Annotated in this window: 12 protein-coding genes and 2 rRNA genes; all 14 read left to right on the top strand. The window is 69.8% G+C overall.

The features are described from left to right. Positions 1 to 322, top strand: a 23S ribosomal RNA gene (locus tag QM597_RS02995); the annotation flags it as partial. Positions 323 to 421: 99 nt separating this feature from the next. Continuing rightward, a 5S ribosomal RNA gene (gene rrf, locus QM597_RS02990) occupies positions 422 to 538 on the top strand. Between the two features lie 94 nt (positions 539 to 632). After that, entirely contained in the window at positions 633 to 1,472 is an 840-nt protein-coding gene (locus QM597_RS02985; protein WP_415003388.1) for a tetratricopeptide repeat protein, read from the top strand. An 80-nt stretch (positions 1,473 to 1,552) separates the two neighbouring features. After that, positions 1,553 to 1,882, top strand: a complete 330-nt coding sequence (locus tag QM597_RS02980; RefSeq protein WP_415003387.1) for a single-stranded DNA-binding protein — start codon at positions 1,553 to 1,555, stop codon at positions 1,880 to 1,882. 10 nt (positions 1,883 to 1,892) lie between these two features. After that, positions 1,893 to 2,888 (top strand): HAD-IIA family hydrolase, encoded by a 996-nt coding sequence (locus QM597_RS02975; protein WP_415003386.1) that lies wholly within the window; start codon positions 1,893 to 1,895, stop codon positions 2,886 to 2,888. Beyond that, positions 2,885 to 3,070 carry a hypothetical protein gene (locus QM597_RS02970; protein ID WP_415003385.1) on the top strand — a complete coding sequence of 62 codons (186 nt, stop codon included), beginning with the start codon at positions 2,885 to 2,887 and terminating at the stop codon, positions 3,068 to 3,070. The genes QM597_RS02975 and QM597_RS02970 overlap by 4 nt, the downstream gene beginning before the upstream one ends. Then, entirely contained in the window at positions 3,067 to 3,888 is an 822-nt protein-coding gene (locus tag QM597_RS02965; RefSeq protein WP_415003384.1) for a TlyA family RNA methyltransferase, read from the top strand. The genes QM597_RS02970 and QM597_RS02965 overlap by 4 nt, the downstream gene beginning before the upstream one ends. Further along, positions 3,885 to 4,814 (top strand): NAD kinase, encoded by a 930-nt coding sequence (locus QM597_RS02960; protein WP_415003383.1) that lies wholly within the window; start codon positions 3,885 to 3,887, stop codon positions 4,812 to 4,814. Before QM597_RS02965 ends, QM597_RS02960 begins: the two co-directional genes overlap by 4 nt. Continuing rightward, the gene (gene recN / locus QM597_RS02955) at positions 4,814 to 6,505 is read left to right on the top strand and encodes a DNA repair protein RecN (RefSeq protein WP_415003382.1); all 1,692 of its coding nucleotides are present in this window, start codon (positions 4,814 to 4,816) and stop codon (positions 6,503 to 6,505) included. Before QM597_RS02960 ends, recN begins: the two co-directional genes overlap by 1 nt. Positions 6,506 to 6,557: 52 nt before the next feature. Further along, positions 6,558 to 7,727, top strand: a complete 1,170-nt coding sequence (steA, locus tag QM597_RS02950) for a putative cytokinetic ring protein SteA (RefSeq protein ID WP_415003381.1) — start codon at positions 6,558 to 6,560, stop codon at positions 7,725 to 7,727. After that, on the top strand, positions 7,724 to 8,581 hold the full coding sequence (locus QM597_RS02945) for a copper transporter (RefSeq protein ID WP_415003380.1): 858 nt from the start codon (positions 7,724 to 7,726) through the stop codon (positions 8,579 to 8,581). The genes steA and QM597_RS02945 overlap by 4 nt, the downstream gene beginning before the upstream one ends. A gap of 278 nt (positions 8,582 to 8,859) precedes the next feature. After that, positions 8,860 to 10,518: a CTP synthase gene (locus QM597_RS02940; RefSeq protein ID WP_415003379.1), complete on the top strand. Its 1,659-nt coding sequence runs from the start codon at positions 8,860 to 8,862 to the stop codon at positions 10,516 to 10,518. Continuing rightward, the gene (locus QM597_RS02935) at positions 10,515 to 11,141 is read left to right on the top strand and encodes an NUDIX domain-containing protein (RefSeq protein WP_415003378.1); all 627 of its coding nucleotides are present in this window, start codon (positions 10,515 to 10,517) and stop codon (positions 11,139 to 11,141) included. Before QM597_RS02940 ends, QM597_RS02935 begins: the two co-directional genes overlap by 4 nt. Then, complete coding sequence (xerD, locus tag QM597_RS02930; protein WP_415003377.1) at positions 11,138 to 12,079, top strand: site-specific tyrosine recombinase XerD; 942 nt, start codon at positions 11,138 to 11,140, stop codon at positions 12,077 to 12,079. Before QM597_RS02935 ends, xerD begins: the two co-directional genes overlap by 4 nt. Positions 12,080 to 12,450 lie beyond the last annotated feature (371 nt).

Below are 12,450 nucleotides of genomic sequence, written 5' to 3'. Positions count from 1 at the left end.
GCTGGGTTTAGAACGTCGTGAGACAGTTCGGTCCCTATCCGCCGCGCGCGTAGGAAACTTGAGAAAGGCTGCCCCTAGTACGAGAGGACCGGGGTGGACGAACCTCTGGTGTGCCAGTTGTTCTGCCAAGAGCACTGCTGGTTAGCTACGTTCGGAAATGATAACCGCTGAAAGCATCTAAGCGGGAAGCATGTTTCAAGATGAGGTTTCCCACTGGTTTACCAGGTAAGGCCCCCAGCAGACCACTGGGTTGATAGGCCGGAGGTGGAAGTGCAGCAATGCATGTAGCCGACCGGTACTAATAGGCCGAGGGCTTGTTTCACACTACAAAGTGTCGCGTCCACTGTGAGGTTCCCGAGCTGCGGCCGGGAACCATGAAGACTGCATGGGCAGTCCGTCTGGTTTGATAGCTCAATAGAGTTTCGGCGACCATGGCGAAGGGGAAATACCCGGTTACATTCCGAACCCGGAAGTCAAGCCCTTCAGCGCCGATGGTACTGCACTGGAGACGGTGTGGGAGAGTAGGACGTCGCCGGACAATTTTTAGCGCGAGGCCGCTCCTTCGGGAGCGGCCTCGCTGCATTTTCAGGACTTTTCAGTCCGTCAGTGTTTTTCGGAAGCAGGTTCGTAGCATGGGTGAATCCCGTCAGGACAGGAATCGCGGTGGTGGCGACCGCCGCGATTCGCAGCAGAACAACCGTCGCGGCGGCCCGCCGCGTGGAGGTCGTGCGGGAGGCCGTCCCTCGCCGTCACGGGGTCGTCGTCCCGAGCGGCCGGTCCGCGAGGAGCGGACCGCCGAACAGAAGATCTATGACGGACCGGAGATCCCGGACGACGTCAGCGCGAAGGACCTGGACCGACGTGCGCGTCAGGCGTTGCAGGGCCTCCCCGAGAAGCTCGCCGAGCGCGTCGCCCGCCACCTGGTGATGGCCGGCCTGCTGATCGCCAGTGATCCGGAGACCGCGTATCGGCATGCGTTGGCGGCGAAGGCCCGCGCGAACCGCAATGCGCTCATCCGTGAGGCGTGCGGTGAGACGGCCTATGCTGCGGGCAAGTACGGGGAGGCTTTGGCCGAGTTGCGAGCGGCGCGCCGGCTGAGCGGGCAGCAGACCTATGTGGCGATGATGGCCGACTGCGAGCGGGCGCTGCGGCGTCCGGAGAAGGCTCTCGCCTATGACACGCCGGAGATCCGGGGTGTGCTCGACGATGCGGGCAACATCGAGCTGAGTATCGTCATCGCGGGGGCGCGGCGTGACTTGGGGCAGGTGGAGGCGGCCGTGCGGCTGCTGGAGACCGAGCCGCTGAACTCCAGCTCCCGGGCACCGTGGGTCGCGCGGCTTCGTTATGCCTATGCCGATGCGCTGTTGGAGGCGGGACGCCGCGAAGACGCGATCGAATGGTTCCACCGGACTGTCGGCGTCGACGGCGACAAGGCCACCGACGCCGAGGAGCGGCTCGCCGAACTGGAGTGATCCACAGAGGCGGTTCGCGTTTGTCCACAGGCGCGGTTCGGGGGCTGTTGCGGTGCCGTCGGCGCGGGGAGCATCGGCGTATGGACGATTTCTGGATGAACGAGGTCCGGCTGCGTGGGCGCGTTTCTAGCGGCCCGGAGAGCCGGACGCTGCCGAGCGGCGATCAGGTGGTGAGCCTGCGGATCGTGGTGCCGCGCAGCACGGCGGTACGCCGTCGCTCGAAGGCACCGGTTGACACCTTCGAGTTGGCTGCGTGGACCTCGGCGCTGCGCCGCAAGGTCAATCGGCTCAAGCCGGGCGACATCATCGAGATCACCGGGGAACTACGGCGTCGTTTCTCGCGAGGCACCGGGGGTGCTCGGTCCTTCGTCACGGTGGACCTGCAGCGCTGTGATCGAACGTCTCGCTAGCCTCATAGGCATGGAACCCGGCACCGCTCTGCAGTCCTGCACGTCCCCCCTGGCCGTCAGTTACGACGCAGTGATGATGGACCTCGACGGGGTGGTCTACATCGGGCCGCACGCCGCCGACCACGCCGTGACGGTTATCGCCGACCTCGAGGTGCCGGTGATCTATCTGACGAACAACGCCAGCCGCCCGGCCTCAGAGGTCGCCGACCATCTGCGGTCCTTCGGCTTGACGCTCGACGATGCCGCCGTCGTGACGGCAGGCCAGGTGGTCGCCTCCTTGGTGGCCGAGACGGTCGGCACGGGTGCTCCGGTGCTGCTGGCCGGAGCCGACGGCCTGCGCGACGCTCTGGAGGCTCGCGGGCTGCGCGTGGTGCGTTCGGCCGGGGACGGTCCTCGCGCGGTGGTCCAAGGCGGTGTCGTGGACGTGCGGTGGAGCGAACTGGCTGAGGCGTCTTACGCGGTGGCGGCGGGCGTCCCGTGGTTCGCCTCCAATCCGGACACCACCTTCCCGACCCCGGACGGCCTCGCGCCCGGTAACGGTGCGTTCGTGCAGGCGGTCGCCCTGGCCGTCGAGGGTGCCGAGCCGGTCATCGCCGGCAAGCCGTACGCACCGATCTACGACGAGGCGACCCGCCGCAGCGGGGCGGCCCGGCCCCTCATGGTGGGTGACCGGATCGACACCGACATCGACGGTGCCACTGCGGCAGGCATCGACAGCCTCGCGGTCCTGACCGGCGTCACTTCGCTCGCCGACCTGATGGGCCTGCCGCGCGGACACCGGCCGAGTTATGTCGGCTTCGACCTGCGCGCCCTGAACGCGGTCCACCTGCCGGTGACGATCACCGGTGACGAAGCGCGCTGCGGCGCGGCATCGGTGCGGGCGAGCGGGGGCGTCATCGCGGTTCCCCGGTCGCTCGACGAACTGCGCGCCGGGGTCGCGCTGGCCTGGCACCGGGCGGACCGTGGAGCCGAACTGTCAGTGGCAGATGGGAAGATGACGCCATGACCGAATCGACGGATGCGGAGCCGACGGCCGCCGGTCCCACGGGGCACAGCGCCATCGACCAGGCGCTGACCTCGCTCGACGCGCTGGCCGAGACACCCGTCACCGAACATGCTGCGGTCTTCGACGAGATCCACCAGGTGCTGCGCACCGCCCTCGCCGACGCCGGGCGCGCCGAGCCGTGACACGTCGCGTACGGCTCGACGCCGAGTTGGTGCGCCGCGGGCTGGCCCGATCCCGCGACCACGCCGCCGGTCTCATCGACTCCGGTGCCGTCACGGTCGGCGGCACCGTCGCCACGAAGGCCGCGACCCAGGTCGGCACCGATGCCGCCGTGCTCGTCCGCACCGACACCGCGCCCACCTACGCCTCGCGCGGTGCCTACAAACTGCTCGGGGCCTTGGAGGTTTTCGAGCCGCTGGGCCTGCAAGTGCCGGGCCGCCGCTGCCTCGACGCGGGAGCGTCGACGGGTGGTTTCACCGATGTCCTGCTGCGCCGCGGCGTCGCCCGCGTGGTCGCCGTCGATGTCGGCTACGGGCAGCTCGCCTGGACCTTGCAGAACGACGAACGGGTCGACGTCCACGACCGCACCAACGTCCGGACCCTGACGCCCGAGCGGATCGGCGGGCCGGTCGACCTCGTGGTGTCGGACCTGTCGTTCATCTCGTTGCGGTTGGTCATGGCGGCGCTGACCGCATGCTGCCGGGTCTCCGGAGGCGATCTCGTGCTCATGGTCAAGCCCCAGTTCGAGGTGGGGCGCGAGCGGCTGGGCAAGAATGGCGTGGTGAGAGACCCCGCCCTGCACGCCGAGGCGATCCTCGGGGTGTGCGAGGCCGCCTGGGCGCTCGGATGGGGTACACGCGCCCTCGCGCCGAGTCCGCTGCCCGGCCCGGCAGGCAACGTCGAATACTTCTGCTGGCTGCGCGCCGACGCCGGAGCGGTCGATCCGGCCGACGCCGACCGGGTGGTGGCCGCCGGCCCCCTGGAGGTGAACGGTCGATGACCAGCAGCCGAGCCGTTCTCGTCGTGACCCACGGCAGCCGTGACGAAGCCGACGCCGTGGCCGTCACCGTGGCGCGGCAACTGCAGGACGCGGGCCTGGGCATATACGTCCTCGAACCGGAGGTCGCCCGCCTGGAGGCCGCCGGGCTGCGAGATTTCACGGCCGTGCCTGCAGGTACCGGGGCGTCGCGGGGCTGCGAACTGGCCGTCGTTTTCGGCGGCGACGGCACGATCTTGCGCACGGCCGAGATGTGCCGCGACGCCGCGACCCCGCTGCTCGGCGTCAACCTGGGTCACATCGGCTTCCTGGCCGAGGTCGACGCCGAGGACGCCAGCGACGTGGCCGCAGGCATCATCGAGCGGGCCTACACGGTCGAGGAGCGGCTGACGGTCGATGTCGATGTCATGGTCGGCAAGCGGGTCGTCGCCCGCAACTGGGCGCTCAACGAGGCGACCGTCGAGAAGCAGGCGCGCGAACGCATGGTCGAACTCGTCGTGGAGATCGACGGGCGGCCGGTGTCCCGGTGGGGTTGTGACGGGGTCGTGTGTGCCACGCCGACCGGTTCGACCGCCTACAACTTCAGCGCGGGCGGCCCGATCGTCTGGCCCGAGGTCGAGGCGCTGCTCATGGTGCCGATCAGCGCGCACGCCCTGTTCGCCCGGCCGCTGGTCGTCTCGCCCGATTCTACGCTCGCCATCGAGATCGTCGACGAGCGCGGCGACGGGGTGCTCTGGTGCGACGGCCGCCGGGCCGCCGACCTCCCGCCCGGCGCACGGGTCGAGGTGCGCCGCGGGGCGCATCGGGTCCGGCTGGCGCGGCTGCATGACGCGCCGTTCGCCGACCGTCTGGTGCGCAAGTTCGACCTGCCGGTCGAAGGCTGGCGCGGTGAGGCCGCCAAGCGCATGGCCGCCGGAGGGGAGTCCTGATGTGGCGACACCTGGAACTGCGCTCCCTCGGCGTCATCGAGCACGCCGAACTTCCCCTCGACGAGGGATTCACCGTCATCACCGGCGAGACCGGCGCGGGCAAGACGATGGTCGTCACGGCCCTCGGCCTGCTGCGCGGTGAGCGCTCCGATGCTGGATTCGTGCGCTACGGCAGCGACCAGGCCCGCGTCGAGGCGGTCATCGAGGTCGGTGACCGGCCGCGTGTGGCCGCCCTGGTCGACGACGCCGGCGGAGCCATCGACGACGGCGAGCTCGTCATCGCGCGGTCGGTCTCCGCGCAGGGCCGCTCGCGCGCCTTCGCCGGCGGCACCTCGGTCCCCGCGAGCGTGCTCGCGCAGGTGAGCGACGAACTGGTCGCCGTACACGGTCAGTCCGATCAGCACCGGCTCACGCGACCGGCCCTGCAGCGCGCCGCGCTCGACGCCTTCGCCGGGGAGGCCGTCGCCGACCTGATGCGGCGCTACACCCCGGCCTATCAGCGTTGGCGTGAGATCGAGGAGCGGCTGCACCTGTTGCAGACCGACGCTCAGCAGCGTGCCCGCGACCTCGCGGCCGCCGAGCACGGCCTGGCCGAGATCGACGCTGTCGACCCGCAGCCCGGCGAGGCCGCCGACCTCGAAGCCACTGAGTCACGGCTGGCCCATGCCGAGGCGCTCGCCCGGGCCGCGCAGTCGGCACACGACCTCCTGGCCGGTGACCCCGAGCAGACCGTCGGCCCCGCCGGTGCCGGTCAGTTCGTGGCTCAGGCCGCCGCCGAGCTGGCCGGGCAGGCCGGGCACGATGCCGAACTGGCGCGCCTGGCCGAGCGGGCGCACGAGATCCAGGTGCTGCTGGTCGACCTCGCCGCCGACCTGGCGGCCTACACGTCGTCGGTCGAACTCGACCCGGCCGGGCTGGCGAGCGTGCAGGAGCGCCGTGCCCAGTTGACCCAGCTCCAGCGCCGGTACGGTCCGGACATCGAGGACGTGCTCGCCTGGGCCGAGGAGGCGCGCCGGAAAGTGCTCGACCTGGGTTCGGACGACCAGACCATCGCCGCACTGCGCGCCGAGCGCGACGAGACCCACGCGGCACTGACCGCCCTGGCCGCCGATGTGAGCACTGCGCGCAGGGAGGCCGGCGAACGGCTGACCGAGCGGGTCGGGCAGGAGCTGGCGGCACTGTCGATGGCCTCGGCCCGGATCGAGGTGCGCGTCGAGGAGGCCGACCTCGGACCGTGGGGCGCCGACACCGTCGAACTGCTCTTCGCGGCCAACTCCGGTGCCGCGCCCCGGCCGCTGGCCAAGGGCGCCAGCGGCGGCGAGCTGTCGCGCCTCATGCTCTCGCTCGAGGTCGTCCTCGCCGATCGCTCGGACGTGCCGACGCTGGTCTTCGACGAAGTCGACGCCGGCATCGGCGGTCGCGCGGCGGTTGAGGTCGGCCGCCGGCTCGCGACTCTCGCCGAGAACGCTCAAGTGCTCGCGGTGACTCATCTGCCGCAGGTGGCCGCTTTCGCGCGGCACCACTTCCGGGTGCTCAAGAACGACGACGGCACGGTCACGAGCAGTTCGGTGGTGCGCCTCGAAGGCCCCGACCGCGTCGAGGAACTGGCTCGTATGCTCGCCGGGCTGGAGGATTCCACCGCCGCCCGCCAGCATGCCCGAGAGCTGCTGGAACTGGCCGGGAACGCCTGAGTTCGGCGGTGTCGCCGTCTTCGGTGAGGTCTGCCGTGGCACGATGGTTGCGATGTCCATCTTCAGACGCGGCGGCCGACGCAAATCATCGACCCAAGGCGTGACCGGTCCGGCTCGCATCGCGCGAGGCGGGTCCGGCGTGACCTCGGGGCTGCGTACCGGAGACGTGGCGATCATCGACCGTAGTCTGCTGACGAGCGCCGACACCGCCGAACTCGTCAAGCTCGGCGTCGCTGCGGTGGTCAACGTCTCCCCGTCGGGGGAGTGGGGCGCGACGGGCATCGACCTGCTGACCGAGGCGGGCATCCCGCTCGTCGACCAGGTCGGCGAGGGCGTCGTCACCCGCCTGCGCAGTGGCGACCGTGTGCGCGTCTTCGACGGCAAGATCTTCCGCGACGACGTGTTGGTGGCCAGCGGCATCGCGCGCGACGCCGAATCGGCCGTCGGCGAGGTCCCGGTCAACACCGATTTGACCACGCGACTGCAGACGCTCGCGGTCAACGCCGCCGACCACCTGCGTCAGGAACACGCGGTGTTGCTCGATGGGGCGCGTGTGCCTCGGGTGCGGACCCGCATCAAGGGACGCCCAGTCGTCGTCGTGTCCGACAGTTTCGACGCCGTCGCGGACCTCAAGCGGCTCAAGCGGTTCATCTTCGACCGTGACCCGGTGCTCATCGGCGCGGGCAAGGGCGGCGAGCTGATCGTGGCCGCCGGCTACATCCCGGACTTGCTCGTCGGCGACATCGAGGTGTTCAGTTCGGCGGTGATCCAGCGCGCCCGCGAGGTCGTCGTCACGACTGCGTCGGGTCAGATCCGCAACCCCGAGCGGCTGGAGAAGCACCAGCGCGACGTGCAGCGGTTCATCTTTGACGGCGACGACGTCGACCTGGCTATCTTGCTGGCCGACGTCAACGAGGCCGGCATCATCGTCCACGCCGGTGCCGCACCGTCGATGCCGGACTTCCTCGGGCAGCATCCGGGCCTCGTCGGTCCGGCCTTCGTTGTCCGGCTGCGCGCCGCGTCCAAACTGGTCGACGCCAAGGTCGTCGGGCAGATGACGAGCGGACGGATCTCGGCCTGGCCGATCATCTTCCTCCTGCTGTGCGCGGGCGCGGCGCTGGCCGTCGCCATCTCGCTGACCCCCGCCGGCGGCGATGTCGCCGGATGGATTGCCGACGGCGTCCGTGTCGCCGTCACCTGGATCAAAGGACTCTGGTCGTGATCAACTTCCGCTACCACATCATTTCCCTCGGCGCGGTCTTCCTCGCGCTGGCCGTCGGCGTCGTCTTCGGCGTGGTCGTCGTCGGAGCGGACGACTCTTCGGGCGAGTCCGGTGAGAACCGTGCCGATGCCGCCGAGCAGGCTTTCGAGTCGGCCTTCGCCGATGCGGCGTCGGGGCTGGTCGGCACCAATTTGACCAACCGGCGCATTCTCGTGGTCACCACCCCCGGTGCCCGCACCTCGGAGGTCGACGACCTCACGGCGCGTATCTCGACGGCCGGAGGTACGGTCGTCGGCGAGGTGGCGTTGACCACTAAGCTGCTGGACTCGGCCAACCGGCAGTTCGCCGAATCCATCGCCAAGCAGTCCGCCGGGGACGTGCCCGGCGTCCAGAACGGCGAGGACAGTTACTCGCGCATCGGCGCAGCGCTAGCCCGTGCGTTCATCGGCGATGCCGAGATCGACGAGCAGGCCTCGACGATCCAGTCTGCCTTCGACCAGGGCGGGCTGCTCGACCTGCCCACGGCACCCACGCAGCGCGCCGACCTGGCGCTCATCGTTATCGGCCCGACCGCCGCCGACAGTGTGCGCGGCGAGATTATCGCCGATGTTGCCGCCGAGATGGCGACTGCGGGGGCCGGCGGTGCCGTCGTCGGCCCGTCCACGACGAGCGTCGACGGCGGCGTGCTCGACCAGGTGCGCTCCAGTGATCGCATCGGCTCGTTCGCCACGGTCGACGTGACTGATCTGGCTGCGGGCCGTCTGGTGGCGGTATGGGCGCTGGTGCGGTCGGCGGCTGGTGAGAACGGTTCCTGGGGGACGACGCGCAGCGAGACTGGCCGACTCCCGCGCTAGGTACGTGCGCGGATAGCCGCTGGCTGAGGTCCCTTCGCCCTTCGAGGCCGCTCGTTCCTCGCGGCACCTCAGGGACCGGGGATTCCGGTGGCTGAGGTGTGAGGCCGCTTGCGGCCGAGCCTCGAAGCCACCACCCTCGGCTGGTGGTGGTCCCTTCGCCCTTCGAGGCTCGTCGTTCGGACCGGCAGGCGGAAGCATTCGGCGAGGTGTAGGCTGGAATCCCGTGGTGGATCGTCCATCAGGCCCCGCTCGGGGCATTTCGAACCACGGGAGTCGCCTTGGCAGGCAATGTGGTCACCAAGCATGTTTTCGTCACCGGCGGCGTTGCCTCGTCGCTCGGTAAAGGCCTGACCGCCTCGAGCCTCGGGCGGCTGCTCAAGTCGCGGGGCCTGCGGGTCACGATGCAGAAGCTGGATCCGTACCTCAACGTTGATCCGGGCACCATGAACCCCTTCCAGCACGGCGAGGTGTTCGTCACCGACGACGGTGCCGAGACCGATCTGGACATCGGCCACTACGAGCGGTTCCTCGACGAGGACCTCATCGGCCGGGCCAATGTCACGACCGGTCAGGTGTATTCCGAGGTCATCACCCGCGAGCGGCGCGGCGACTACCTCGGTGACACGGTGCAGGTCATCCCGCACATCACCAACGAGATCAAAGACCGCATGCTCTCGATGGGCGGCCCCGGCGTCGATGTGGTGATTCACGAGATCGGCGGCACCGTCGGTGATATCGAGAGCCAGCCGTTCCTGGAGTCGGCGCGTCAAGTGCGCCACGAGATCGGTCGTGACCACGTCTTCTTCCTGCACGTTTCTCTGGTGCCCTACATCGGACCGTCGGGCGAACTCAAGACCAAGCCGACGCAACATTCGGTCGCCGCGCTGCGCTCCATCGGCATTCAGCCCGATGCGATCGTGTGCCGCTCGGACCGGGAGATCCCCGAGGGCGTCAAGCGCAAGATCTCGCTCATGTGCGACGTGGATACCGAGGCCGTCGTCACCGCGAGCGATGCTCCGTCGATCTACGACATCCCCAAGGTGCTGCATCGGGAGGGCCTGGACGCCTACGTGGTGCGCCGCCTCGACCTGCCGTTCCGTGACGTTGACTGGACTGAGTGGGACGCCCTGCTCAAGCGCGTCCACGACCCGTCCGACGAGGTCACCGTCGGGCTGGTCGGCAAGTACATCGACCTGCCCGATGCCTACCTGTCGGTCGCCGAGGCACTGCGTGCGGGCGGTTTCGCCAACAACGCCAAGGTCCATCTGCGTTGGGTGCCCTCCGACGAGTGCGCGACCGAGGCGGGAGCGGCGCGTCAGCTGGGCGATGTCGACGCGATCTGCGTGCCGGGCGGCTTCGGCATCCGGGGCATCGAGGGCAAGATCGGTGCCCTGCGGTTCGCGCGCGAGCAGGGCATCCCGACGCTCGGGCTGTGCCTCGGCCTGCAGTGCATGGTCATCGAGTACGCGCGCCACGAGGCGGGCATCGACGACGCCAGCTCCACGGAGTTCGAGGGCGAGTCGGGCACGCCGGTCATCGCGACGATGGCCGAACAGGAGGCCTTCGTCGAAGGTGCCGGCGACCTCGGCGGCACGATGCGCCTCGGCTTATACCCGGCCGCGCTGACGCCGGGCAGCATCGTGGCCGAGGTGTACGGCACCGACAATGTCCAGGAGCGGCACCGGCATCGCTACGAGGTCAACAACGCCTACCGTGAGCAGATCGCCGAGGCCGGCCTTTCGTTCAGCGGCACCTCGCCGGACGGCAACCTCGTGGAGTTCGTCGAACTGCCGCGCGAGGTGCATCCGTACTACGTCGCCACCCAGGCGCACCCGGAGCTGCGCTCGCGCCCGACCCGTCCGCATCCGCTGTTCGCGGGTCTGGTCGCGGCGGCGCTGCGGCGGCAGCGGGAGACGCGGCTTCCGGTCGAGCAATGAGCGCCGCGCATCCGGGAGGACTTCCCGGCCGACTGGCACCGGACGGTCTCGGCGACCGGGAGGCGGCCTGGACGACGGTGCGCACCGAGACCGTCTACGACTCGGCCTATCTGTCCCTGCGGCTGGACACCATCGCCGACCCGGGGCTGGCGGGCGGTGAGGAGCATGTGCGTGCCGTCGTGCAGCCGCGGGGTGCGGTGGGCGTCCTCGCGCTGGACGGCGAGGACAGGGTGCTGCTGGTCGAGCAGTACCGCCATGCGGCCGGCCGGCGCATGATCGAGCTGCCCGCCGGTATCTGCGATGTCGCGGGGGAGGGCGCCCAGGCGACGGCGGCGCGCGAACTGGCCGAGGAGGCCGACCTGCGCGCCGACGACTGGAGCGACCTGCTCGTCGTGCGGACGTCGCCGGGCTATTCGACCGAGACGTTCACGATCTTCCGCGCGACGGGCCTGCATGCGCTCCCCGAGCCGGAGCGGACGGTGCGCGAGGCCGAGGAGGCCGGCCTGGAGCAGTGGTGGCTGCCGTTCGACGAGGCGGTGGCGGCGGTGCTGGACGGCCGCATCGGCAACGCCCTGGCCGCCGCGGCGATCCTGGCCGAGCACGCCCGCCGCAGCCGGGCATGAGTCCCTCGCCCCTCGCCGATGCCGTCGCGGGCTATTTCGATCACCTGAGCATCGAACGGGGCGTGGCCGACAACACGCTCATCTCCTATCAGCGGGATCTGTGCCGGTACCTGGACTTCCTCGGGGAGCGCCGGTCCGACCCGCGAGAGATCACCGAGACCGACGTCCTCGACTTCGTCGCCTTCCTGCGGACCGGTGACGACGACCACCGGCCGCTCGGACCGTCGAGCGTGGCCCGGCACGTGGTGACGGTGCGCGGCCTGCACCGGTTCTGGTTGCGCGAGCAGCGGGTGGAGGTCGACGTCGCGGCACAGATCAGGCCGCCGCGCCCCGATCAGCGGCTGCCCAAGGCGCTGCCGCTGGAGCAGATCGAGGCGATCCTGGAGGCCGCCGGTGCGCCGGGGACTGCCTTGGCACTGCGGGATCGGGCACTGCTGGAGGTGCTGTACGGCACCGGCGCGCGCATCTCGGAAGCCGTCGGTATCGACCTCGACGACCTGGATCGTGACGAGGGCGCGCTGCTGCTGCGCGGCAAGGGCGGTAAGGAGCGCATCGTGCCGGTCGGCCGCTTCGCGCTGTCGGCCGTCGACGCCTATGTGACGAGGTCGCGTCCGGGCCTGGTCTCGGCGTCGAGCACGCCCGCGTTGTTTCTCAACGCTCGTGGCGGGCGGCTGTCGCGGCAGAGCGCCTGGACGGTGCTGACGCGGGCCGCGCGGCAGGCGGGCATCCCCGGGGAGGTGTCGCCGCACACGCTGCGGCACTCCTTCGCCACCCACCTGCTCGACGGCGGTGCCGATGTCCGTGTGGTGCAGGAGCTGTTGGGGCACGCCTCGGTCACGACGACGCAGATCTACACGCTCGTCACGGTCGACAAGCTCCGCGAGGTCTACGCCGCAGCCCACCCCCGCGCGCGCCGAGGGGACCCTCCCGCTCATTGAGGTGCGAGCTTGCAAGCCCCGAAATGAGCTGCCGGGGGTAGGTCGAACCCGGTGGCTGAGGTGCGCCCTTCGAGGCCGCTCGTTCCTCGCGGCACCTCAGGACCCGGCTCGCTCGCGCCTCAGGGGTCGGGCCGGTGACGGGTGAATCTGGGGTGAAATATCGCCGGATGTGTCATCGGGGTGCGGGAACCAACTACTATGGCGGTTGATAGTCGTTTCAGCGCCGGGGTTCAGGTGCCTGTGTTAAGGAATCGCTGATCTATAGGCCATCGGCGGGTGAGCGAGCCTGGGGACGGGCGTAGGGACCTGTTTCGGGCTGCTGCCTTGCTGCCCTGCGTCCGCCTTTCGGGACTGTAGGGCCGATTGCGGGC

Origin of the sequence: Aeromicrobium sp. (genome assembly GCF_047607065.1) — a bacterium.
Lineage (GTDB): Bacteria > Actinomycetota > Actinomycetes > Propionibacteriales > Nocardioidaceae > Aeromicrobium.
Note: the sequence above shows the minus strand (reverse complement) of the source record. Positions and strands in the feature narration are given on the sequence as shown.